This is a genomic window from Pseudomonas sp. BIGb0164, assembly GCF_024810135.1.
GTDB lineage: Bacteria > Pseudomonadota > Gammaproteobacteria > Pseudomonadales > Pseudomonadaceae > Aquipseudomonas.
In genome coordinates this window covers 532,850-554,338 of the sequence record NZ_JANUEA010000001.1, presented here as the reverse complement: position 1 = coordinate 554,338, position 21,489 = coordinate 532,850, and the positions used below count along the sequence as shown (strand labels likewise).

Here is a 21,489-nt window from a genome sequence, read left to right as displayed (position 1 = left end):
CTTCAGAATCCTTCTATGAGAAACCCGAGTGTGAAGCGTCCCCTCGTCCTTGCTGTGCTCATGGCGGCGTCCGTCGCCGCCCATGCCGATAACCTCGTCGGCATCCGCGCCATTGAAACCACGTACCACCAATTGATCACCGAGCTTGACCGCAGCCGCGGCGGCCGGCCTGATGCCGACACCCGCCAGCGCATCACGACAGCAGCCCAGGCGTTCCAGGCGACGATGCAGCGTGATGGCGGAGCGCGTGACAACCTCAACACCGACGTGAAAAACATCGTCGCTTCCCTGAGCGACGGCAGCTACAGCGCCGACGGCAGCATTCGCGCCTTGCAGCGCGACGCCAAGGGCAGCGTGATCGACGCCGGCCCCTGGAAGCCCGCCCTGGCCGGCAACCCCATCACCCAGCCGATCGGCACCCACCTGAACCAGACCAGCGAAGGCGACTGTGTGGGCATTTCGGTGGTCAAGGCGTTTTCCAACACCCAGATGGGCGCGCAGATCCTGCAACGCGGCGTCACGCTCAATGCGGACGGCAGTTTCAATGTGAGCCTGCCGGGCGCGCCTTCAACGGTGTTCCACCTGCAAGCCGCCGACCTCGACCAATATGGCAAGGGCGACGCGCCCGCGGCGGCGGTGGTAGGGGCGATGTTCCAGTACTTCCACCTCGACCCGGCCAAGGGCTCGCTGCCGACCAACAAGGTCATGGAGCTGCTGGCGGGTCAGTACGGTGATCACCAGCGCCTGGCCGACGCCCACAGTTCGCCCCAGGACATCACCCAGTTTCTGTTGAGCCATGCGAGTGGGGTCGGCAGCCGGGCGGCTATCGTGTTCGGCGGCAAACCGGCGCGGAATGGCGATTGGTCCAAAGGTGACGGGCATGCCTTCGCGATCATCCATATCGACCCGGCGAGTGGCCAGCTCAGTTACACCAACCCGTGGAATGAGGGCGTGCAGGTGCGCACAATTGCGATCAGCGACCTGGCGGCGCAGGCCGCGGGCACCTCGGCGGATTTCGAAATGGTGACGTTCCGCTGAGTACTGCTTAAACCGGCGAGATGGTCGCCAGCAGGCCGATGCCGATGGTCAGCACCAGAAAGCCGAACAGGAAAAGTGCCATCTTGGTCATAAGGCCTCCGAAGGGAAGGGGACGGCGGGGAGATTCCTGCCGCGCTCGACACGGGTGTCGGGAGTGACGCCATTGTCCGCCCGAGGCAGATTTCGATACAGACGCAGATGCAAAAGAAAAAACCGTATCAGATGGGGCTGTGAGTGCTCAGCACAGGGCTTTGCAGAGCACCGGCTTTATGAAGATCAGCCGTTTATACCGTGCATTGCACGCCAGGCCTTGTGCCTTAATGTAATCTTCATGTCGGGCAATGATTGTTGCCAAAAGTGACCGTGGCTGGCGTAGACACTGCTCTACGCCGATTGATGCAGAGCGAGGATGTATGCGACGTTGGCTGAGCAAGTACCGTTACGCGATCATTTTTTGGCTGTGCTTCGGCATCTTCCGTACCTCGTTGGCCGACTGGAACCCGATCCCCTCCGGCTCCATGCGCCCGACCCTGGTGGAAGGCGATGTGGTGTTGGTCAACCGCGTGGCCTATGACCTCAAGCTGCCACTCACGGACATCTCCCTGGCCGAGTTGGGCAACCCGCAACGCGGCGATGTGGTGACGTTTTCCTCGCCCAAGGACGGCGAGCGCCTGATCAAACGCATCGTCGGCATCCCCGGCGACACCCTGCAAATGAAGGACGAGGTGCTGTGGGTCAACGGTGTGCCAGCCACCTATCAGGATGAACAGGCGATCAGCGAGCCCATGGGGCCGGGGCAAACCATCCCGGGCATCAAGCTCACTGAACTGGCCAGCAGCAGCCGGCGCACGGTGCAGTTCATGCCGGCGGTGCGTGCTGCACGAGACTTCGGCCCGGTGGTGGTGCCGGCCGACAGCTACTTCATGCTCGGGGACAATCGCGACAACAGCGCCGATTCACGCTACATCGGCTTTGTGCCGCGCCGCCTGCTGATCGGGCATGCGCACCATATCCTGGCCTCCGCGAAGATCCTCGATAACTGGATGCCACGATTTAGCCGCTTTGGCTCGCCAATCCTCTAAGATAGCGCCCACTGCATCAACAATAAGAGTGGGCCAACCCTCGATGGAAAGACGCCAATTCAGCGGTGGCATGAAAGGCAAGAACCTGCGCTACCTGAACGAAAACCCGCAACAGCCGACGCCGGCCACCCGCGTCGGCTTCTTGTTGCTCGAACATTTCTCCCTGCCGGCCTTCACCCAGACCCTCGACACCCTGGTGACCGCCAACCTGTTGCGCCCGCAACTGTTCGCCACACGCACCTTCGGCTGGGACGATGGCGAAGTCATCAGCGACCTGGGCCTGGTGATCCGCCCGGATGCGCGCCTTGTGCCGGCGGTGCTGCAAGACCTTGACCTGCTGGTGATCTGCGGCGGTTTCCGCACCGAGCTCAAGGCCAGTGATGACTTCAACCAGTTACTGGGCAGCGCCGCTGAACACGGCGTGAACCTTGCCGGGTTGTGGAATGGCTCGTGGTTCCTTGGCCGCGCCGGGTTACTGCAAGGCTACCGCTGCGCCATCCACCCCGAACACCGCCCGGCGCTGGCGGAAGTGGCCAAGGCGGCGCAGGTCACCAGCGAACCCTACGTGATCGACCGCGACCGCCTCACGGCCTCCAGCCCTTCGGGCGCCTTCCATATGGCGCTCGACTGGATCAAAAGCCTGCACGGCAAGGCATTGGTCGAAGGCATAGAAGACATTCTGTCCTTTGAAGAGTCACGCTACCGGCGCATCAAACCCACCGAAAACGTCTGCGTCAGCGCCCCCCTGCGCGAAGTGGTCAAGCTGATGGATTCCAACCTTGAAGAACCGTTGGAGCTGGACCAGTTGGCGGTCTACGCCGGTCGCTCGCGCCGTCAGTTGGAGCGGCTGTTCAAGGAACAACTGGGCACCACCCCGCAACGCTATTACATGGAATTGCGGGTGACCGAGGCGCGGCGGCTGTTGCAGCACACCGAGCTGTCACAGGTGGACGTGCTGGTGGCGTGCGGGTTTGTGTCGCCGAGTCATTTCAGCAAGTGTTACAGCGCGTATTTCGGATATCGCCCCTCCAAGGAGAAACGGTTGGTCAAGTAGCATGGCCCCTGTTTGTCGGGATGGGCTTTTTATCAAGGAATGCTGATGTCTGTTACGTGTGTAGACCGCTATCGCGGGAGTTTGCTGGGGTTGGCGTGCGGTGATGCGGTGGGCACCACCGTTGAGTTCATGCCTCGGGGCTCGTTTGAACCCCTGGTGGATATGGTGGGCGGTGGCCCGTTCAACCTGAAGTGTGGCCAATGGACCGACGATACGTCGATGGCGCTGTGCCTCGCCGAGAGCCTGATACGCAAGGGCGGCTTCGATGCTGCGGACCAGATGGGGCGTTACCTGAACTGGTGGACGTGGGGCTATTTGAGCGCAACGGGCGAGTGTTTTGATATCGGCCTGACGGTGCGTACCGCGTTGGCGAAGTATCAGGAGGACGGTGACCCGTTTGCGGGCTCTACCGACCCGTTTTCTGCGGGCAATGGTTCGCTGATGCGCTTGGCACCGGTGGTGCTGCTCTATTTCCCGGACCGAGAGAAGGTGCGCTTCTACAGTGGGGAAAGTTCTCGAACGACCCACGCCGCCCAAGAGGCCATTGAATGTTGTTGGCTGCTGGCCGAGGCGCTATCAAATGCCTTGGACGGTCTACCCAAGGAACAGGTTTTAAACCTCTCTCAAACCCTACTGAGCGCGCCAAAAGTCGAGGCCATCGCGCGCGGTGAGTACCGCGACAAACCCCGTGAGGACATCATCGGCTCGGGGTATTCGGTGGCGGCACTCGAAGCAGCGTTCTGGTGTTTTCATCACACCCACAGCTTTGCTGACGCCGTGTTGGCGGCGGCCAACCTGGGCAACGATGCCGACACCACGGCCGCCATTGTGGGGCAACTGGCTGGCGCTTTTTACGGCGTAGCGGGTATCCCGACGCATTGGCTGGATACCTTGCACATGCGCGATGAGATCCAGGAGATGGCCGACGCGCTATTGAGGGCTTCTCAAAACCTGTCCAGTTGATAGGGCGCAAGCGCAGGCAAGCCTGAGAATGTCGGGGCCGTTGAAGCGAGTTGCCCAATCATTTCCGCCGTTACCGCCGCCTGGGTCAACCCCAGGTGCTGATGACCGAACGCAAGCAGCACCTTGCCGTCGCACACCCGATCGATGATTGGCAGCGAGTCCGGCAGGGAGGGCCGAAAGCCCATCCAGGGGGTGGCGTCGCGGGTGCTCAGGTCGTCGCGGAACAAGCCCTGGCTCAAGCGGTGCAGTTGCCAGGCGCGTTGCAGGTTGGCCGGGCGTTCCAGCCCGGCGAATTCCACCGTGCCAGCCAGGCGCAAGCCGCCGGCCATGGGCGTCATGATGAACTTGCGCTCAAGCGACGTAACGGCGAAGGGCAGGCGTTGATGCTCATGGGGCAGCATCAGGTGGTAACCGCGTTCGGTGTCCAGCGGTACGTGCTTGCCCGTCAACGCAGCGGTGAGCTTGGCCGAATGGGCGCCGCAGGCGATCAGCACCTGGCGCGCCGCGAAGGAGCCTTGATCACAGACCAACGAAACGCCATCGGCGTGTACTCGGCCATCCATCACGCGTTGCTTGAGAAACTGCACGCCCTCGGCCTTGGCAGCGCTGACCAGCTCGCACACCACCTGGTACGGGTCGAGAAAATGCCCGGTGGCGGGGAAGAACAGCCCGCCTTGAATACCCTCGCTCAATGGCGGCGCGGCTTCACGGATAGCATCGCCAGACCAGTAGGCCACCGGCACGTTTTGCTGCTGCATGCGCACCTGCAGCGCATCAAGGGCGGCACGGGAGTCGGCGCGTTCATACACCAGCAGCGAGCCGTCTTCGCGCAACAACTGCGGGCGCCCGATAGACCCCAGCACACGTTGCCAGGCACCCAGGCTGCCTTCGTTCAGCGCGCGGATACCCGCCACGGTACGCCGGTAGCTGGCCGGGCGCAGGTTGAGCAGCAGGCGTACGAACCAGGGCAGGGCGCGGGGCAGGTACTTCCAGTCCAGGCGCAGTGGGCCCATGGGGTCCAGCAGCATGGCGGGCAGGCGCTTGAGGATCGACGCGTCGGCGATGGGAAACACCTGCTCGGTCGCCAGGTGCCCGGCGTTGCCGTAGGACGCGCCCATGCCCGGTTCCTGCGGGTCTATCACCACGACCCGCAGGCCCTGACGCGCCAATTGCAGGGCAGAGGCGACGCCGATGATACCGGCGCCGACGACGGCGATGTCTGGGCGGTTGGAATCGGGCATGGCCTAGGCCTCTCTCTGGCCGTTGAGCAACCGCCGCAACAGCAACGGGTTGCCGTGTTGCAGGGCGTCGGGCAGCAGGGTGTCGGGGAAGTCCTGGTAGCACACCGGGCGCAGGAACCGCAGGATCGCCGCCGTACCGACCGAGGTACTGCGCGAGTCGGAGGTGGCCGGGAACGGTCCGCCGTGGACCATGGCGTCACACACTTCCACCCCCGTCGGCCAACCGTTGACCAGCAAGCGCCCGGCTTTGTGCTCCAACACCGGGAGCAATGCCTTGGCGTAAGGCAGGTCACCCTCATCCAGGTGCAAGGTGGCCGTGAGTTGCCCCTCTAAATGCTCGGAAACCTCGCGCACTTCACGTTCATCGGCACAGATCACCACCAGCGAAGCCGCGCCGAATACTTCAGCTTGCAGGTGTGTGTTGGTCAAAAACGCCTTGGCCTGGGTCACGAACAAATGCGCCTGGCCCTGGTTCGGCCCCTGGGCTTGAAGGCCCTTGGCGACAACGTTGGCATGGGCTGCCAAGCTGCCGACGCCCGCTTGGTAAGCGCTGAAGATACCGGGCGTGAGCATGGTCTGGGCGGTGCACTGTGCGAGTTGTTCGCCGGCCGCGCCGATGAAGCGATCCAGTCCGCTTCCAGCGATGGCAATCACCAGACCGGGGTTGGTGCAAAACTGCCCGGCGCCTTGGGTCAACGATGCGACAAACCCCTGGGCCAAACTTTCAGCTCGCGCTTCAAGTGCCGCAGCAAACAGGTACACCGGGTTGATCGAACTCATTTCGGCATACACCGGAATCGGCTCCGGCCGTGCCTGTGCCGCCTGGGTCAAGGCAACGCCGCCGCTGCGCGAACCGGTAAACCCTACTGCCTTGATACGCGGGTCAGTCACCAGCGCTATCCCGACCTCACGGCCTGAGCCGTACAGCAGTGAAAACACACCCTCTGGCAGCCCGCACTGATTGACCGCCTGGGCAACCGCGCGCCCCACCAGTTCACTGGTACCCGGGTGTGCACCATGGGCCTTGACGATCACCGGGCAACCCGCGGCGAGTGCCGACGCTGTATCGCCGCCGGCCACGGAAAAGGCCAGCGGGAAGTTGCTGGCGCCAAACACCGCCACCGGGCCCAGCGGTACATGGCGTTGGCGCAGGTCTGCACGGGGCAGCGGCTGGCGCTCGGGTTGTGCGGTGTCGACGCGCACGTCCAGCCATTCACCGGCGCGCACGGTACGGGCAAAGGTGCGCAGTTGCCCGCAGGTACGGCCGCGCTCACCGAGGAGGCGCGGGCGCGGCAGGCCGGTTTCGGCCACGGCGCGTTCGATCAACTCGTCGCCCAGGGCCTCGATGCGGTCGGCGATGATTTCAAGAAACGTGGCGCGTGCCGCCAGGGAGGTTTCGCGGTAAGTGTCAAAAGCGGCCCAGGCCAAGGCGCAGGCTTGAGCGACATGCTCGCCGTTGCCACCGGCGTAGGCCGGTTCCAGCGGTGTGTCGGTGGCGGGGTTGATGGCCCGGATCGCTTCGCGATGGCCAGAGAGTGAGTGCTGACCGATCAGCATCTTGCCCGTCAGAGTCATGGGGTCGTCCTGAAAAAAAGGGGGGGGCCGCTGTGAGAACCACAGCGGCGCGCAGGGTCAGGCTAGGTTCTGTTCGGCCGACCAGTTGGCGTACCACTGGCGGAACAGCGCGTATTGCTGCTCGGCATAGCGGCGCTGGGCATCGCTGAGTACGTCGGTCTCGTTGAAATGCAGGGCGTAGCCCTGGTCGCCGTTGAGCACCATCAAGTGCTTGTAATACAGCACCAGGTCGCAGCCTTCGTCGAACGACGACAGCACCGCCAGCGCCGCTTCCAGTTCACGGGCCAGGCGACGGGCCTTGGCGTCGCCCTTGGCGGCTTTTTTGCTCAGCGCCACCAGGTGCAGCACTTCCCGTGGCAGGGCGTTGCCGATGCCGGTGATAGCACCGGTGGCGTTGCAGTTGACGAAACCGTGGACCACTTGGGTATCGACACCGACCATCAGGGTCACGTCATCGTCCTGGGAGGTGATGTTCTCTGCGGCGTAACGCAGGTCGGCACCGCCGCCGAATTCCTTGAAGCCAATCAGGTTGGGGTGTTCGCGGCGCAGTTCGAAGAACAGGTCGGCGCGGGTGGCGAAGCCGTAGTACGGGCTGTTGTAGATCACCGCCGGCAGGTTTGGCGCCGCATTGAGGATCGCGGCAAAGTGGGCCTTTTGCGCGGTCGCCGAAGCACCTCGGGACAGCACGCGAGGAATCACCATCAAGCCGTGGGCACCGACCTTGGCGGCATGGGCGGCGTGGGCCACCGCTTCACGGCTGTTGACCGCACCGGTGCCGACAATGGTCGGTACGCCGGCCGCGACCAGGCGCGCCACGCCTTCCTGGCGCTGGGCTTCGGTGAGCAATGGCCAGTCACCCATGGAGCCGCAATACACCACGGCGCTCATGCCGATGTCGATCAGTTCACGGCCCTTGGCGACCAACGCGTCGAAGTCTGGCTGGCGGTCGGCGGTGCACGGGGTCATCAGCGCGGGGATGCAGCCGGTGAAGATGTTGTCGCTCATTGTTCTTGCTCCTTACAGTGTTCAGATAAAGACGGCGGGGCTCAAATGCCCCAGGCGAAAGGGTCTTGCTCGTCGATCAGCAGGGTGCTGTCGGCGGTCATGTAGGCGCGGCCGGTGATGAAGGGGCGCACGTGTTCGCCGTCCCATTCATAACGGCCTTCGAATTGGCTGCCGGTGATACTGGCTTGTACCCACACTTCACCCGGCTGCAGTTTTCCGTCGGCGGCCAGGCACGCGAGTTTGGCGCTGGTACCGGTGCCGCAGGGTGAGCGGTCATAGGCTTTGCCGGGGCACATCACGAAGTTGCGGCTGTTGGCGTGGGCGTCGTCGGCGAACAGTTCGATGTGGTCGATCAGTGCGCCGTCCGCCCCGTGGATGCCCTGGTCTTCCAGGGCCTTGAGCATCGCCCAGGTGTAGTCGGTGAGGACATCGACGTTGCCCATTTCCAAATCCTGGCCGTGCTCCGACACCAGGAAAAACCAGTTGCCGCCCCAGGCAATATCCCCGAGTACTTCGCCGTAGCCCGGAACCTGGACCGCCACCTGATGGCGAAAGCGGTAGGCTGGCACGTTGCGCAGGGTCACGGCGCCATCGGCGTGCAGGGTGGCAGTCACCGGGCCCACTGGCGTGTCAATCGTGTGATCCCCCGGCGTGATGCGCCCCAAGTGGTGCAACGAGGCAACCAGGCCAAGGGTGCCGTGGCCGCACATGCCCAGGTAACCGGCGTTGTTGAAAAAAATCACCCCGCAGGTTGCGCCGGGCGTGACGGGTTCGCAGTACAGCGCCCCCACCAGTACATCATTGCCGCGCGGTTCCAGCAGGCAGGCACGGCGCCATTGATCGTGCTGGGTGCGCAGGTTGTGCAGTTGGTCGGCGATCGTCGCGCCGGTGAGTTCGGGGAACCCGTTCATCACCAGGCGCGTGGGTTCGCCGCCGGTGTGGGAGTCGATAACGTGCAACCGTTTCATAAAACGCTCCATCAATGGGTGGCCGGGGACAGCGGTGCGCGGTAGGGGGCTTCGCTGACGACTTCGCTTTCGTCGTCTTCGGTTTCCAGACGGACCAGGTGCGCTGGCACGCCGGTGGCGGCGCCCCAGTAATAGATGCCCAAGGCGCAGACCGCGACGACCACCGTGTCAAACGGGTGGCTGATCACGCCGATGCCGCCAAAGCTGCCGAGCTTGGACAGCAGGATGGTCACCGCGTAGAAGCCGATCAGCCAGGCTGACGAGCGCACTTGTTGCTTGAGGTTCAGGTGGGCAGTGGGCACCCAGCGAGCGCACAGCAGGTACACCACGAACATCAGGATCTGCAGGCCGAGCAGCCAGGACACGGTGCTCCAGCCCGACCAGTACACGATCAGCGCCGCGATGATGAACGACAGCGGCCCGAGCACACCCAGGCCCTTGACCCGGAACGGCCGCGCCATGCCCGGGGCGTTGCGGCGCAGGGCGGCGACGGTGACCGGGGCCACGGCGTAGCTCAGGATCAGCGCGGCTGACACCACGTTGATCAGCGCTTCCCAGGACGGGAACGGCAGGGTCCAGAACACCGACAGGCCAAAGGTCAGCCACAGCGCCGGGCGCGGGATGCCGGACTTCTCATCGATACGCGTGAAGATCTTGAAGAACGTGCCGGTCTGCGCCCAGCCATACACCACACGCGGCGTGGCGTTCATGTAGATGTTGCCGCAGCCGCTGGGAGAGATCACCGCATCCGCCACCACCAGGTAGGCCAACCAACCCACGCCCAGGGCCAGGGCAATGTCGCGGTAAGGCAGGGCCAGTTCCTTGCTGATCCCGGCCCAGCCGTTGGCGAGCATTTCGGTGGGCACGCCGCCGAGGAACGCGGTTTGCAGCAGCACGTAGATGGCGGTGGACAGCAGTACCGACAGGATCAGGGCGATGGGAATGGTGCGCTGAGGGTTCTTCACTTCGCTGGCCACCGAGATGATCGGCGTCAGCCCCAGGTAGGCGAAGATTACGCCCCCGGCCGAGACCGCCATTTCAATCCCCGACAGGCCGAACGGCGCAAAACCGTGGACCTGGAAGTTCGCCGGCTTGAAGAAGGTGAACAGCACGCCAATCACCAGCAGCGGCACGATGAACTTGAACACGCTCACCAGGTTGTTGGCGATGGCGAAGGTCTTCACGCTGCGGTAGTTGAGGACGAAAAACAGGCAGAGCAGGGCGAACTGCACCAGCCAGCCGAGGGTGGTCGGGTCACTGGAACCTGCTTTGGTCAGCTCGGGGAACCACGCCGCTGCGTATTGGCGCGAGGCGACCACTTCAATCGCCACCAGGCTTGAAAACGCGATCAGTGTGATAAAGCCCATCAGGTAGCCGAGCAACGGGCCGTGGGAGTAGACCGGGTAGCGCACCACACCACCGGCTCGGGGCAATGCGGCACCCAGTTCGCAGTAGACAATGCCGAGCAACAGCACGGCAAAACCGCCGAGTAACCAGGAAAAAATCCCTGCCGGGCCTGCGATGGCCGACACGTGGCTGGCCGCGAATAACCAGCCCGAACCGAAGATGGCACCCAGCCCGATAAAGGTGAGGTCCATCAGTGAAAGTTGTTTCTTGAACTTGCCTTGACCTGACATGTTGGCGCCTTCTTGTGAGTTATTGGATAGGCATGCAGTGGCGACATCGTGAACCGATCAGCTCGGCGGCGATTGATGTTTTACGCAAGCGGGAATGACGAATTCGGCACAATTGCCGGCGCTCGACAGCGCCCTGGGCATGGGGCAATCTGCTCGGCGTCGGTGCCAGAATCGGGAAGTGAAAGTCATGCTGCAGAGCGCGTTTGCAACCCTTTGCCAGGGGGATGGAGCCAATCGTCCCCAGAGCATCGAGCAGCTGTTGGCCGGGGTGGCGCAGCTGTTGCCGATGCTGGATGTGATCCCCAACGCGGCGATCTTTATCAAGGATGTCGACGCGCGCTACGTGCTCGCCAACCGCACCCTGGTGCAACGCTGCGGCCTGCGGCAGTTGCAACCGTTGCTGGGCAAGACCAGCGCCGACGTGTTCCCCGCACAACTGGGGCCGGGGTACACCGAACAGGACCGACGTGTACTTGAGGAAGGATTGGTGCTCGAAGATCAATTGGAACTGCACCTGTACGGCAGCCGCGAACCTGGCTGGTGTTTGACCCACAAGTGGCCGCTGTACAACCACGCCGGTCAGATCATCGGCTTAGCCGGTATTTCGGTGGACCTGCAATCGGCCAGCGAAACCCACCCGGCCTACCAGCGTCTGGCGGCGGTGGATGAACACATCCGCCAGCACTTCAACCGCCGCGTCACCCTGGGTGAACTGACCCGCATCGCCGGGATTTCCGTGGCGCAGCTGGAGCGCTACTGCAAGCGCGTGTTCCACCTGACACCGCGCCAGATGATCCAGAAAGTCCGCCTGGAACACGCGCACCGGCTGTTGCATACCGAGCTGCCGATCACCGAGGTGGCGCTGCAATGTGGCTACACCGATCACAGCGCGTTCACCCGCCAGTTCAAGGCGTTGACCGGGTTTACGCCAAGGCAGTATCGGCAACTGGCCTGACTGCCCGGGATATCCAATGCAACGAATGCCGCCCGTTGCCGCTCCTATGCTTACGAGCAACCCTTCACGACGGCAGGTATCAGGCTTATGACGGCGGCGGACAAGGACCATGTGAACTGGCTGGTGGAGCAATCGATGCTGCACGCGGCGCGACAGCGGGCCCGGCTGTATTCGGGGCAGGGCCGGTTGTGGCAGCAACCCTATGCGCAGACGCGGCCACGGGATGCGTCAGCGTTGTCGTCGGTGTGGTTCACCGCGTACCCGGCGTCCATCGTCACTCGCGAGAACGGCACGGTGCTTGAAGCGCTGGGCGATGAGGCGCTGTGGCAGGCGTTGTCGAAGATTGGTATCCAGGGCATTCATAACGGGCCGTTGAAAAAGTCCGGTGGCCTGTCGGGCACCGAACACACGCCGACCATCGACGGCAATTTCGACCGCATCAGCTTCGAGATCGACCCGCAATTGGGCACCGAGGCGCAGTTGCAGGCCCTGACGCGCATGGCCGCTGCGCACAACGCGGTGATCATCGACGACGTGATCCCGTCCCACACCGGCAAGGGCGCCGACTTCCGTCTCGCCGAAATGGCCTATGAAGACTATCCCGGCCTGTACCACATGGTGGAGATCCGCGAAGAAGACTGGGCGCTCCTGCCTGACGTCACCCCGGGGCGCGATGCGCAGAACCTCAGCCCGCAACAGGTCGACGTGCTGCGCGACAAGCACTACATCGTCGGCCAACTGCAGCGGGTGATCTTCTTCGAGCCCGGGGTGAAGGAAACCGATTGGAGCGCCACGCCCGTGGTGGTGGGCGTGGACGGCAAGCCACGTCGCTGGGTGTACCTGCACTATTTCAAGGAGGGCCAGCCGTCGCTGAACTGGCTGGACCCGTCGTTTGCAGCGCAACAGATGATCATTGGCGATGCCCTGCACGCCATTGATGTGATGGGCGCGAAGATCCTGCGCCTGGATGCCAATGGCTTTCTCGGCGTGGAGCGCAAGCTGGACGGCACCGCGTGGTCGGAAAGCCACCCGTTGTCGATCACCGGCAACCAGTTGCTCGGCGGTGCGATCCGCAAAGCCGGGGGCTTCAGCTTTCAGGAACTGAACCTCACGGTCGACGATATCGCCGCCATGTCTCACGGCGGCGCCGATTTGTCCTATGACTTCATCACTCGCCCGGCCTACCAACATGCGCTGTTGATGGGCGACACCGAGTTCCTGCGCCTGATGCTGCGCGAGATGCACAGCCAGGGCATCGACCCCGGCTCGCTGATCCATGCGTTGCAAAACCACGACGAACTGACTTTGGAACTGGTGCACTTCTGGACCTTGCACGCCCACGACAGTTACCCCTACCAAGGCCAGACGTTCCCCGGCAACAGCCTGCGCGAGCATATCCGCGAGCAGATGTACGAGCGTCTGGCCGGTGAACACGCCCCTTACAACCTCAAGTTCGTGACCAACGGCGTGTCCTGCACCACCGCCAGTATCATCACCGCCGCGCTGGGCATTCGCGACCTGGAAGCCATCACGCCCGCCGATATCGTGCAAATCCGCCAGATCCATTTGCTGCTGGTGATGTACAACGCGATGCAGCCCGGGGTGTTTGCCTTGTCCGGCTGGGACCTGGTGGGCGCTCTGCCGCTGGCGGCGGATGAGGTGGTGCACCTGATGACCGATGGCGATACGCGCTGGATTCATCGCGGTGCCTATGACCTGGTGGACCTGAACCCCGAGGCGGTGCTCTCCGCGGGGCAAATGCCGCGTTCGAAAACCTTGTATGGCAGCTTGAACAGCCAGTTGCAGGACCCTGAATCCTTCGCGTCGCAGCTGCAGAAAATCCTGGCGGTGCGCCGGGCCTATGACATCGCCGCCAGCCGCCAGATCCTGATACCGGATGTGGAGCACCCCGGCTTGCTGGTGATGGTCCACGAACTGCCGGCCGGGAAGGGCACGCAAATCACCGCGCTCAACTTTGGCGCGACACCCATCACCGAAACCTTGCACCTGCCCGACATTGCGCCTGGGCCGGTGGTGGACATCATCAATGAACGGGTCGAGGGCGACCTGACTGCCGAAGGGGATTTCACCATCACCCTGGATGCCTATGAGGGCCTGGCGCTGCGGGTGGTGAGCAGTACGCCGATGCTGTAGCAGGTTTCATGGAATAAAGGCGCGCACCGAGGCGTTCCATCAGTAACCGTCATCGCCTCGGAGCGCGCACAGCATGTCATCGATCACCCAACAAGCCCTCAAGAGCTTCGAAAACGCGCCCGACCCGCGTTTCAAACAGGTCATGCAAAGCCTGGTGCGCCACCTGCACGCGTTTGCCGACGAGGTGGAACTGACCGAGGAGGAATGGTGGGAGGGCATTCGCTTCCTGACCGATACCGGCCATATGTGCGACGGGTTTATCCGCCAGGAATTCATCCTGCTGTCGGACACCCTGGGGCTGTCGATGCTGGTGGATGAGATCAACCACCGCCAAGTCGCCAACGGCACCGAAACCACGGTGTTCGGGCCGTTCTATATCGACGGCATGCCGGACCGGGCCTTTGGTGAAAACATGGCGTTCACGCCGGGTGACGCCACGTTGATCCACGGGCGTGTGCTGGATACTCACGGCCAACCCGTGGCCGATGTGGTGCTGGATGTTTGGCAGACCGCCAGCAATGGCATGTATTCCGGACAGGATGTCGACCAACCCACTGGCAACCTGCGCGGCCGCTACCGTACCGACGCCAACGGCGATTTCGCGATTCGTACCATTTTGCCCGTGTGCTACCCGGTGCCGACCGACGGGCCGGTGGGGCGTATGCTCGACGCCGCCCAGCGCCTGGCCTGGCGGCCGGGGCATGTGCATTTCGTGCTGGAACGCCCGGGTTACACGCGCCTGGTTACGCACCTGTTCACCGAGGGTGACCCGTACCTGGGCTCGGATGCGGTGTTTGGGGTCAAGCCGTCGTTGCAAGTGGTCTATGAAGACCGTGAGGAGCAGGATGCACTGTCCGCCCAGGTCGGGATGCCGTTACCGTTCAAGCGCGCGTATTACGAGTTTGTGCTGGAGAGTGAGTGAAGCGTCTGCATCAGCACGTCTTTCAGGCACGTCGCGGCTGGGGTCAAGGCGCGCCCGGCTGAGCTGAGGAACACATGCACGGGAGGCAGCGCTGGCAGGGCTTGGCTGGCACGGATGGCCTCCAGGCCCTGGGGTGCACTCATCTGCGTGCGCAGGGTGATGCCCAGGCCGGCATTGACCGCCGCCCATAAGCCGGACACGTTGGCGGTGGTAAAGGCGATTTCCCAAGGGATCCCCGCTTCATCCAGCGCATTGATCGCCGCCGTGCGGAAGAAACACGGCGCTTCCAGCACCGCCAGTTGCACCGGCTCGCCGGCCCTCAACTGGTCGCCGGGGCGGCCGATCCACGCCATCGGCACGGTGGACAACACCTGGGCTTCCACGCTGACCTTGCCACTGAGCAACACGCTCAGATCGAGCTGGCCCTTTTCCAGGCGCTCGATCAGCGCGGCGTTGCGGTCTACCGTGGCTTCGATGCGGATGTTCGGGTAGCAGCATTTGAACTGCTGCAACGCGAGGGGCAGCCAGGTGTGGACCAAGTCTCCGGAAAAGCCGAAACGCACCACGCCTTTGACTTTGATGCCGCTGATCACGGTGACGGCTTCGTCATTCAGGTCAATCATGCGTCGGGCGTAGGCCAGCAAAATTTCCCCGGCTTCAGTGAGTACACGTCCGCGACCTTGCTTGCGAAACAGTGGTTGGCCGATGCGGTGCCCCAGCTTCTGAATCTGCTGGCTGACGGCCGACTGGGAGCGCCCGACCTTATCGGCCGCACGGTTCATGGCCCCCAGTTGCTGGGCGGCGATCAAGGTGCGTAGCACGTCCAGGTCCAGATCGATGGGCATGGGGTTCCTGCCTGTGAATGAGTGGGTGGAACCGCCGAATCCCTGGCGGCGTTTGGCATTGGTTCAGTGGGTGCGCACGTAGGCGATTTCGCCGTACACGCCTGGGCCACCAATCGTAGGGTGCGGGACGGTGAACGTGGCGTGCTCGGCATCGACGGTGTAGGGCCAAGTCAGGTTGGCGCCTTCCCAGTTGGCGTAGGTGGCGTGCTCCACGTGCAGGGTAATGGTGTGGTCCTTCTCGTTGACGGTGTAGGTGCCGAAGTGGCATTGGGTGCCCACGACTGTCGCGCGGTACTCTTCGGGGGTGCCTTTGCTCTTGTCATTGGCGGCGAACCTGGGGCGCACTTTGCTCATGATCTGCAGCGAGTAATGACCGGTGGCGTCGAAATTCAGCGTGCCTTGCGGGTCATCGCCGTACAGGTGAATGCGGGTGCCGTCGGGATTGATGTTGTCCGAAGCGGTGAGGGTCCAGGTGCCTTGCAGGGGAAAGGCGGCGTAGGCGGGCAGCGTCAGTGCCAGCGGCACCAGGCACGTCAGGGCGCGAATCAGGGTTTTGCCAAGCATCATGTTTTTCTCCAGCCTTTGGGTGAATGCGAGCGCCGAGCCTACCAACGGCGCTTTCACCGCACTAACGGATAGTATGAACGTGAGACTGTTGAAAAACTGAAGCCTCAGTGGCTTTGCGAGGCGTTGTGCAGCAGGCGCGAAACCAGTTCGGCCGTGGTCACAATCGAATGAGCAAAGGTCGGCCCGTTGAGCTCATGGGCGGCGTGCATGAATTCGGGGCCGAAGGCCGCCGTAGCGTCGCGCACCAGGGTGACGTGGTAGCCCAGTTCCACGGCGTAGCGCGCAGTCGCTTCAATACAGGTATTGGCCAGCAAACCGACGATGATCACGTGGGTGATGCCTTGCTGCTTGAGGCGAAAGTCGAGGTCGGTGTTGGCAAAACCGCTGGACCCCCAATGCTCTCGAGCCACGATGTCGCCCGGCTGCGGGGCGAAATCCGGGTGCCAGTCACCGCCCCATTCGCCTCGGGCAAAGTGGTGCATGTGCTGGATTTTGGATTGGGTGGGGCTTGGGTGATTCCAGCTGTCGTAGTCGCCTTTCTCCCAGCGACGGTGCGGTACAATCGCCACCTGCACGCCCAGGCTGCGTACGGTTTTGTCGAGGGTGCGCAGGTTGTCGAGCAGGTTGACCTGGTCGGCAGTGGGCTTGATCAAGGGGTAGACCTTGCCGCCTTCGGAGAGAAAGTCATTGTAGGGATCGACCAGCAGATACGCGGTGCGATCGAGGGGGTAGGCGGGGGTCGTCATGATCCGTTCTCCAAGGCATTCAGAGGCGCATAAGCAGTTCGGGGTGCCCGTCTGCATTATGCTATGATAATCATAGTTACTTTTCAGAGGCAACGTCCGTATGTCGTTGAAGAAGAAACTTGCGCCTGAAACCCTGTGCCCGGTCTCCCGCGCGGAGGAGATCGTGGGCAGCAGTTGGACGGTGCTGGTGCTGCGCGAATTGTTCATGGGCAACCATCGGTTCGACGAAATCCAGGTACAAAGCGGTGGCACGCCGCAAATGATTGCTGCGCGCCTCAAAGGCCTGGAAGCCGATGGGATGGTGGAGCGCCGGCCTTACAGCGAGCGGCCTTTGCGCTACGAATATTTCCTCACGCCGAAAGGTGAGGGGTTCTATTCGGTGGTGCTGGCGTTGCGCGCCTGGGGCGAAACCTGGTGCAAGTCCCCGGGCGAGGACAGGGCGGTGAATTACATCCACGTGCCCTGCGGCCAGCCTGCAGGCTTGGGCCCATTGTGTGAGCATTGCGGTGAGCCCTTGCGTCGGGGCGAACTGGTGGGCGAACTGAGCGAGGGGTATGCCCTGGAACGCCAGTTGCGCCGTGAGGGTGCCTAACCCAGGCCGTCGGTGATGGCCTGGATCAGCAACTGATTGGCCAGCCGTAAGTTGCCCGGGCGGGGCGAGTGCGTGACCCAAATGCCCATCTTGAGCTGGAAGTCCTCGATGCTCACCACTGACAACGCGTGTGCGTACGGGTTGCCGGGCAGCAGCGTCGCCGGGATCAGCCCCAGGCCCAGGCCGGCCGCGACCATGCGCATTTGCATGGCGGCGCCGTGGGTGTCCACCGCGAGCTTGAGGGTGTGCCCGCGCCCGCCCATGGCCGCCTCCAGGGCCGCTCGATAGCCGCAGCCCTTGGGGTTGAGCACCCACTCTTGAGCGGCCAGGTGTTTGATCTGGGTGGCGGCATTCACCAGGGGTTTTGATTGGCTCTGCACCACCAGGATATCGAGCGTGGTCACCCGTTGACCTTCCAGTGCCGCGGGTGGGCGGCTGGCCGCTGGCAACATCAGGGTGGCGGCGTCCAGTTCGCCGGCCAGCATCTGCTGCTCCAGTTCGGAACTCCAGTCGGTGACGATCTGCAGTTCAAGGCTCGGCAGTTGCTCGCGCATGCGGGTCACCACGTCAAACACCACGGCGTCCGCGACGATCTGCGTCAGCCCCACGCGAAACCGCCCGCTGGGCACTGCGCTTTCCTGAGGCAGGCTGAGCAAATGCTCGGCGTCGCGCAACAGGCCCACGGCCAATTCGTAGACGCGGTGCCCCATGGCCGTGGGCAAGGGCGGGCGCGTGGTGCGATCAAGCAGCGCTTCGCCCAAGGTCTCTTCCAGGTGCTGGATGCGGCGGGACACGGCGGACTGGGTCAAGCACAAGCTCTGCGCCGCGTTGGTCAGTGAAGCGCTTTCAATCACCGTGACGAAGGCTTTCAGGTCCTGGAATAGCATGCGTAATACTCATCATCTTTTCGAAAATTATGCGCTTGATGAATCATGGCGTCGAGACTAGCGTTGTATCACCGGCCACCGACCTGGATTGGCCATTGACCCGTTAAGGATTTCCCCATGCCTTTAGTTCGAATCGACCTCGCTGCCGACACCAGCGCCGAAACCGCAGCCGCCATCGGTGATGTGGTGTATGCCGCAATGACGAGCGTTGCCAACGTGCCGGAGCACGATAAGTTCCAGATCATCAACCGTCATGCCAAGGATGAGCTGGTGTACCCGGCGGCCGGCTACCTGGGTATCTCGTACACGCCCAAAATCGTGTTTATCCAGGTCACCTGGAACGCCGGGCGCACCATCGAAGTGAAAAAGGCCTTCTACAAGTTCATCGCCGAAGGCATCCACGCCAAGACCGGGCTGCGCAAGGAAGACGTGTGGATCAGCCTGGTGGACGTGAAGCGCGAAGACTGGTCCTTCGGCAACGGCGAGATGCAATACGCGCCCACCGAGTGATCTGAACACAGTAAAAAGGGGCGACGCCTGTGGGCGTCGCCCCTTTTTTTATCCGGCGTTCAGTGCTTGCAGAAACGCGCTGTGCTGCAGGGTCTGGGAAAACATCGGCAAGGTGAACTGCTCGGCGGCGTGCTGTTGTTCGTCACTGAAGGTGGCGGTGCAGTCGGTCAGGGTCACGACGTCGTAGCCCTTTTCATAACCTGAACGCACGGTGCCTTCGACGCAGCAGTTGGTCAGGAAGCCTGCGACCACCAGGTTCTGGATGCCGTTGTTGCGCAGTACCAGGTCCAGGCCGGTGGTGGCAAAGGCGTCCAGCCCACGCTTGCCCTCGATCACGATGTCGACGGGATCGCGGGGCAGGGCGTCGGTGATTTCGGCGCCCCAGGTGCCGGCGAGAAACGCATGGCCGTCCGACACGCCTTTGAGGATCCCGTAGGAGCGCGTGGTGAGTTCCGGGTAGCCTTTGGCAAAGTGGATCGGCATGTGGATGATCGTCACACCAAGCTTGCGCGCCTGCTCGATGGTGGTCGCGGTATTGGCGAGCATATTGGAGGACTGCATCACGCCTTTGACAGCGTCATGGAAGACCCCGCCCGGACTGGTGAAGTCGTTCTGGTACTCGATCAAGACAATCGCAGTGTTATGCGGGTGCATGGGAAGGCTCCTGTCAGTGGCTGCCCGGGATGGGGGCGTTGGGGTGGATAAAACCCTGTTCTTTCATGGCCTGCCAGAACGCAGGCGGGATCACGGCATGGATCGCTTGGGTGTCTTCAATAATCCGCGAAGGGCGGCTGGCCCCCGGGATAACGGCGGCCACGAGCGGGTTGGCCAGTGGGAATTGCAAGGCGGCGGCCTTGATATCCACGTGGTACTGCTGGGCGAGGGCGTGGATTTTCGCCACTTTGTCGAGCATCGCGGCGGACGCCGGCTGGTATTCGAAGTGTTTGCCGCCGACCAGCACGCCGGAACTGTAAGGCCCACCCGCGACAAATTCGGCGCCCTTGGCCTGGGCCTTGGCGAAGAGCCGTTGCAGGGGTTGTTCATGGTCGAGCAGCGTGTAACGGCCCGCGAGCAGGAAACCGTCCGGACGCACGTCCTCCAGGTCCAGCAACAGCTCGCAGGGCTCAACGCGGTTCACACCCAGCCCCCAAGCCTTGATAACGCCTTCCTCTTTGAGCCGGGTCAGGGCTTTGAAGGCGCCTTTGCGGGCGATGTTGAAGTGCTCGATCCATTCATCGCCATGGGTGTCCTGGGCCACGTCGTGCACGAACACGATGTCGAGGCGGTCGGTGCCCAGGCGCTGCAGGCTGCTTTCGATGGAGCGCAGGGTGGCGTCGGCGCTGTAGTCGCTGAGCATCTTGTTGGGGTTGCCCTGGCTGAACGGGCCGGAGCCCGGGTTGGGGTTCACTTCGTCAGAAACCAGGCGGCCGACTTTGGTGGCCAGGGTGTAGGAATCGCGTGGATGTTGCGCCAACGCCCGGCCCAAGCGGGTCTCGGACAACCCGGCGCCGTAGAGCGGTGCCGTATCAAAGAAGCGAATGCCCTGGTCCCAGGCCGCGGCGACGGTTGCCGCGGCTTCCTCTTCGTCGATTGAGCGAAACATGTTGCCCAGGGGCGCGGTGCCAAAACCCAGGGTGCCGATAATCTTGTCTTTCAAGCTCATTGCCGTTTCTCGTGTGGTGAAGTGGGTGGACTAGTGCTGCGCAATGCGGTTTTCGAGTGTGCCGATGCCCTCAATGGCAATGCGCACGGTGTCGCCGGCCTGCAGAAAGCGCGGCGGGGTGAAACCAATGCCGACGCCCGCCGGCGTGCCGGTGCTGATCACATCGCCCGGCTTGAGCTCGATGCCGGCAGAGAGGCATTCGATCAGCGCGGGGATATCGAAGATCAGGTCCCGCACATTGGCCTGCTGGCGAAGCGTGCCGTTGACCCAGCATTCAATCGTGGCGTCCTGGGGGTTGAATGCGTCGGCGGTGACGACCCAAGGGCCCATGGGGCACAAGCCGTCGAGGGATTTGCCGAGGAACCACTGGCGGTGGTTCTTCTGCAGGTCGCGTGCGGTCATGTCATTGATGATGGTGTAGCCCCATACGTGAGCGTAGGCGTCTTCCCGGGAAATGCCTTTGCCGCCTTTGCCGATGATCACGGCCAACTCTGCTTCATAGTCCAGCTGGCGCGTGACCGAGGCGTGCAAGGGGATCGTGGCGTGATGGCCGATCACCGACTCTGGGGTCTTGGTGAAAATCACCGGAAACTGCGGGGCGATTTCCCCGTCCTTGGCGCTGTGGTCGAAACCCGATTGGCTGAACTCCGCCGCGTGCTCGTGATAGTTCTTGCCGACGCAAAAGATATTTCGCGTGGGGGAGAGCGGTGCGAGGAGGGTCGCGCCTTCCAGCGGCAGGCCGTCGCCGTGCGGGGTGAGCCCTGCCTTCAGGTGATCCCACTGACCGATCAATTGCCCCAGGCTGCCGGAAAACGGCACGGCCAGCTCACTCAGCGGCCAATAGCGCTGGCCGTCGGCATCGATCAACGCAGGCAAGGCCTTACCGTTGCTGCTCAAGACATTGGTGAATTTCATCGTATGACCTCAACCCATGTGTCGGGTGATGGAGGACCACCCGAGGTGAGATTCAACATACATGATTAGAAACATCTATTGATAAAAGTGTTGTTGAAATCTATTAATACGTGGATGAAGCAAAACTGATAGGTGAGAACAGGTCGGCTTGACGGCTGTAAAGCCATTTG

21 protein-coding genes are annotated in these 21,489 nt (G+C 62.7%); 9 read left to right on the top strand and 12 right to left on the bottom strand.

Features of this window, described 5'->3' with window-relative positions; all coding sequences use genetic code 11:
- The first annotated feature begins 30 nt into the window (after positions 1-30).
- The 4 genes from M2394_RS02360 to M2394_RS02345 all read left to right on the top strand — a co-directional run bounded on the left by M2394_RS02360 (position 31) and on the right by M2394_RS02345 (position 4,137).
- A complete protein-coding gene (locus M2394_RS02360; protein ID WP_259171484.1) occupies positions 31-1,038 on the top strand; it encodes a hypothetical protein in 1,008 nt (335 codons plus the stop codon).
- A 413-nt stretch (positions 1,039-1,451) separates the two neighbouring features.
- Positions 1,452-2,120 carry a signal peptidase I gene (gene lepB, locus M2394_RS02355; RefSeq protein WP_178920658.1) on the top strand — a complete coding sequence of 223 codons (669 nt, stop codon included), beginning with the start codon at positions 1,452-1,454 and terminating at the stop codon, positions 2,118-2,120.
- A gap of 70 nt (positions 2,121-2,190) precedes the next feature.
- Entirely contained in the window at positions 2,191-3,174 is a 984-nt protein-coding gene (locus tag M2394_RS02350; protein ID WP_259171706.1) for a GlxA family transcriptional regulator, read from the top strand.
- Between the two features lie 45 nt (positions 3,175-3,219).
- The gene (locus tag M2394_RS02345; protein ID WP_259171481.1) at positions 3,220-4,137 is read left to right on the top strand and encodes an ADP-ribosylglycohydrolase family protein; all 918 of its coding nucleotides are present in this window, start codon (positions 3,220-3,222) and stop codon (positions 4,135-4,137) included.
- Here the strand turns inward: M2394_RS02345 and M2394_RS02340 are convergent.
- From M2394_RS02340 to M2394_RS02320, 5 genes are read right to left on the bottom strand one after another with little or no spacing between them, the layout of a single operon-like run.
- On the bottom strand, positions 4,119-5,378 hold the full coding sequence (locus tag M2394_RS02340) for an FAD-binding oxidoreductase (protein ID WP_259171480.1): 1,260 nt from the start codon (positions 5,376-5,378) through the stop codon (positions 4,119-4,121). The genes M2394_RS02345 and M2394_RS02340 overlap by 19 nt on opposite strands.
- A gap of 3 nt (positions 5,379-5,381) precedes the next feature.
- Entirely contained in the window at positions 5,382-6,953 is a 1,572-nt protein-coding gene (locus M2394_RS02335; RefSeq protein WP_259171479.1) for an aldehyde dehydrogenase (NADP(+)), read from the bottom strand.
- 57 nt (positions 6,954-7,010) lie between these two features.
- On the bottom strand, positions 7,011-7,958 hold the full coding sequence (locus tag M2394_RS02330) for a dihydrodipicolinate synthase family protein (protein ID WP_178920666.1): 948 nt from the start codon (positions 7,956-7,958) through the stop codon (positions 7,011-7,013).
- 41 nt (positions 7,959-7,999) lie between these two features.
- Entirely contained in the window at positions 8,000-8,926 is a 927-nt protein-coding gene (locus tag M2394_RS02325) for a 4-hydroxyproline epimerase (RefSeq protein WP_259171477.1), read from the bottom strand.
- 11 nt (positions 8,927-8,937) lie between these two features.
- Positions 8,938-10,563 carry an APC family permease gene (locus M2394_RS02320; RefSeq protein ID WP_259171476.1) on the bottom strand — a complete coding sequence of 542 codons (1,626 nt, stop codon included), beginning with the start codon at positions 10,561-10,563 and terminating at the stop codon, positions 8,938-8,940.
- A 187-nt stretch (positions 10,564-10,750) separates the two neighbouring features.
- On the opposite strand from M2394_RS02320, the gene M2394_RS02315 reads away from it, so the two are divergent.
- The 3 genes from M2394_RS02315 to M2394_RS02305 all read left to right on the top strand — a co-directional run bounded on the left by M2394_RS02315 (position 10,751) and on the right by M2394_RS02305 (position 14,594).
- On the top strand, positions 10,751-11,518 hold the full coding sequence (locus M2394_RS02315; protein ID WP_259171705.1) for an AraC family transcriptional regulator: 768 nt from the start codon (positions 10,751-10,753) through the stop codon (positions 11,516-11,518).
- An 87-nt stretch (positions 11,519-11,605) separates the two neighbouring features.
- Positions 11,606-13,672 carry a maltose alpha-D-glucosyltransferase gene (treS, locus tag M2394_RS02310; protein ID WP_259171475.1) on the top strand — a complete coding sequence of 689 codons (2,067 nt, stop codon included), beginning with the start codon at positions 11,606-11,608 and terminating at the stop codon, positions 13,670-13,672.
- A 73-nt stretch (positions 13,673-13,745) separates the two neighbouring features.
- Complete coding sequence (locus M2394_RS02305) at positions 13,746-14,594, top strand: dioxygenase (RefSeq protein ID WP_178920673.1); 849 nt, start codon at positions 13,746-13,748, stop codon at positions 14,592-14,594.
- Here the strand turns inward: M2394_RS02305 and M2394_RS02300 are convergent.
- The 3 genes from M2394_RS02300 to M2394_RS02290 form a co-directional block, all read right to left on the bottom strand.
- Positions 14,567-15,439 carry a LysR substrate-binding domain-containing protein gene (locus M2394_RS02300; RefSeq protein WP_259171474.1) on the bottom strand — a complete coding sequence of 291 codons (873 nt, stop codon included), beginning with the start codon at positions 15,437-15,439 and terminating at the stop codon, positions 14,567-14,569. The two genes, M2394_RS02305 and M2394_RS02300, sit on opposite strands and share 28 nt — an antisense overlap.
- Before the next feature lie 63 nt (positions 15,440-15,502).
- On the bottom strand, positions 15,503-16,006 hold the full coding sequence (locus tag M2394_RS02295; RefSeq protein ID WP_259171473.1) for a lipocalin-like domain-containing protein: 504 nt from the start codon (positions 16,004-16,006) through the stop codon (positions 15,503-15,505).
- A gap of 104 nt (positions 16,007-16,110) precedes the next feature.
- The gene (locus tag M2394_RS02290; RefSeq protein WP_259171472.1) at positions 16,111-16,752 is read right to left on the bottom strand and encodes an isochorismatase family cysteine hydrolase; all 642 of its coding nucleotides are present in this window, start codon (positions 16,750-16,752) and stop codon (positions 16,111-16,113) included.
- Between the two features lie 100 nt (positions 16,753-16,852).
- On the opposite strand from M2394_RS02290, the gene M2394_RS02285 reads away from it, so the two are divergent.
- On the top strand, positions 16,853-17,344 hold the full coding sequence (locus M2394_RS02285) for a helix-turn-helix domain-containing protein (RefSeq protein ID WP_259171471.1): 492 nt from the start codon (positions 16,853-16,855) through the stop codon (positions 17,342-17,344).
- Here M2394_RS02285 and M2394_RS02280 read toward each other — a convergent pair.
- Positions 17,341-18,231 (bottom strand): LysR family transcriptional regulator, encoded by an 891-nt coding sequence (locus M2394_RS02280; RefSeq protein WP_259171470.1) that lies wholly within the window; start codon positions 18,229-18,231, stop codon positions 17,341-17,343. The genes M2394_RS02285 and M2394_RS02280 overlap by 4 nt on opposite strands.
- Before the next feature lie 117 nt (positions 18,232-18,348).
- On the opposite strand from M2394_RS02280, the gene M2394_RS02275 reads away from it, so the two are divergent.
- Positions 18,349-18,741, top strand: coding sequence for a tautomerase family protein (locus M2394_RS02275; RefSeq protein WP_176995982.1), 393 nt, complete (start codon positions 18,349-18,351; stop codon positions 18,739-18,741).
- 48 nt (positions 18,742-18,789) lie between these two features.
- Here M2394_RS02275 and M2394_RS02270 read toward each other — a convergent pair whose 3' ends face one another.
- Genes M2394_RS02270 through M2394_RS02260 form a run of 3 tightly spaced genes read right to left on the bottom strand, consistent with a single transcriptional unit; the run spans position 18,790 to position 21,319 of the window.
- Positions 18,790-19,395: a cysteine hydrolase family protein gene (locus tag M2394_RS02270; RefSeq protein ID WP_259171469.1), complete on the bottom strand. Its 606-nt coding sequence runs from the start codon at positions 19,393-19,395 to the stop codon at positions 18,790-18,792.
- Positions 19,396-19,408: 13 nt separating this feature from the next.
- Positions 19,409-20,404, bottom strand: a complete 996-nt coding sequence (locus tag M2394_RS02265) for an aldo/keto reductase (protein ID WP_259171468.1) — start codon at positions 20,402-20,404, stop codon at positions 19,409-19,411.
- Positions 20,405-20,434: 30 nt separating this feature from the next.
- Entirely contained in the window at positions 20,435-21,319 is an 885-nt protein-coding gene (locus M2394_RS02260; RefSeq protein WP_259171467.1) for a fumarylacetoacetate hydrolase family protein, read from the bottom strand.
- Between the last annotated feature and the right edge of the window lie 170 nt (positions 21,320-21,489).

What these genes read in the sequence shown, in the direction of transcription:
- M2394_RS02340 (WP_259171480.1), bottom strand. Translation starts at nt 5,378, where the DNA reads ATGCCCGATTCCAACCGCCCAGACATCGCCGTCGTCGGCGCCGGTATC.
- M2394_RS02260 (WP_259171467.1), bottom strand. Translation starts at nt 21,319, where the DNA reads ATGAAATTCACCAATGTCTTGAGCAGCAACGGTAAGGCCTTGCCTGCG.
- M2394_RS02305 (WP_178920673.1), top strand. Translation starts at nt 13,746, where the DNA reads ATGTCATCGATCACCCAACAAGCCCTCAAGAGCTTCGAAAACGCGCCC.
- M2394_RS02295 (WP_259171473.1), bottom strand. Translation starts at nt 16,006, where the DNA reads ATGATGCTTGGCAAAACCCTGATTCGCGCCCTGACGTGCCTGGTGCCG.
- M2394_RS02335 (WP_259171479.1), bottom strand. Translation starts at nt 6,953, where the DNA reads ATGACTCTGACGGGCAAGATGCTGATCGGTCAGCACTCACTCTCTGGC.
- M2394_RS02275 (WP_176995982.1), top strand. Translation starts at nt 18,349, where the DNA reads ATGCCTTTAGTTCGAATCGACCTCGCTGCCGACACCAGCGCCGAAACC.
- M2394_RS02330 (WP_178920666.1), bottom strand. Translation starts at nt 7,958, where the DNA reads ATGAGCGACAACATCTTCACCGGCTGCATCCCCGCGCTGATGACCCCG.
- M2394_RS02320 (WP_259171476.1), bottom strand. Translation starts at nt 10,563, where the DNA reads ATGTCAGGTCAAGGCAAGTTCAAGAAACAACTTTCACTGATGGACCTC.
- treS (WP_259171475.1), top strand. Translation starts at nt 11,606, where the DNA reads ATGACGGCGGCGGACAAGGACCATGTGAACTGGCTGGTGGAGCAATCG.
- M2394_RS02280 (WP_259171470.1), bottom strand. Translation starts at nt 18,231, where the DNA reads ATGCTATTCCAGGACCTGAAAGCCTTCGTCACGGTGATTGAAAGCGCT.
- M2394_RS02300 (WP_259171474.1), bottom strand. Translation starts at nt 15,439, where the DNA reads ATGCCCATCGATCTGGACCTGGACGTGCTACGCACCTTGATCGCCGCC.
- M2394_RS02290 (WP_259171472.1), bottom strand. Translation starts at nt 16,752, where the DNA reads ATGACGACCCCCGCCTACCCCCTCGATCGCACCGCGTATCTGCTGGTC.
- M2394_RS02315 (WP_259171705.1), top strand. Translation starts at nt 10,751, where the DNA reads ATGCTGCAGAGCGCGTTTGCAACCCTTTGCCAGGGGGATGGAGCCAAT.
- lepB (WP_178920658.1), top strand. Translation starts at nt 1,452, where the DNA reads ATGCGACGTTGGCTGAGCAAGTACCGTTACGCGATCATTTTTTGGCTG.
- M2394_RS02265 (WP_259171468.1), bottom strand. Translation starts at nt 20,404, where the DNA reads ATGAGCTTGAAAGACAAGATTATCGGCACCCTGGGTTTTGGCACCGCG.
- M2394_RS02270 (WP_259171469.1), bottom strand. Translation starts at nt 19,395, where the DNA reads ATGCACCCGCATAACACTGCGATTGTCTTGATCGAGTACCAGAACGAC.
- M2394_RS02345 (WP_259171481.1), top strand. Translation starts at nt 3,220, where the DNA reads ATGTCTGTTACGTGTGTAGACCGCTATCGCGGGAGTTTGCTGGGGTTG.
- M2394_RS02325 (WP_259171477.1), bottom strand. Translation starts at nt 8,926, where the DNA reads ATGAAACGGTTGCACGTTATCGACTCCCACACCGGCGGCGAACCCACG.
- M2394_RS02285 (WP_259171471.1), top strand. Translation starts at nt 16,853, where the DNA reads ATGTCGTTGAAGAAGAAACTTGCGCCTGAAACCCTGTGCCCGGTCTCC.
- M2394_RS02350 (WP_259171706.1), top strand. Translation starts at nt 2,191, where the DNA reads ATGAAAGGCAAGAACCTGCGCTACCTGAACGAAAACCCGCAACAGCCG.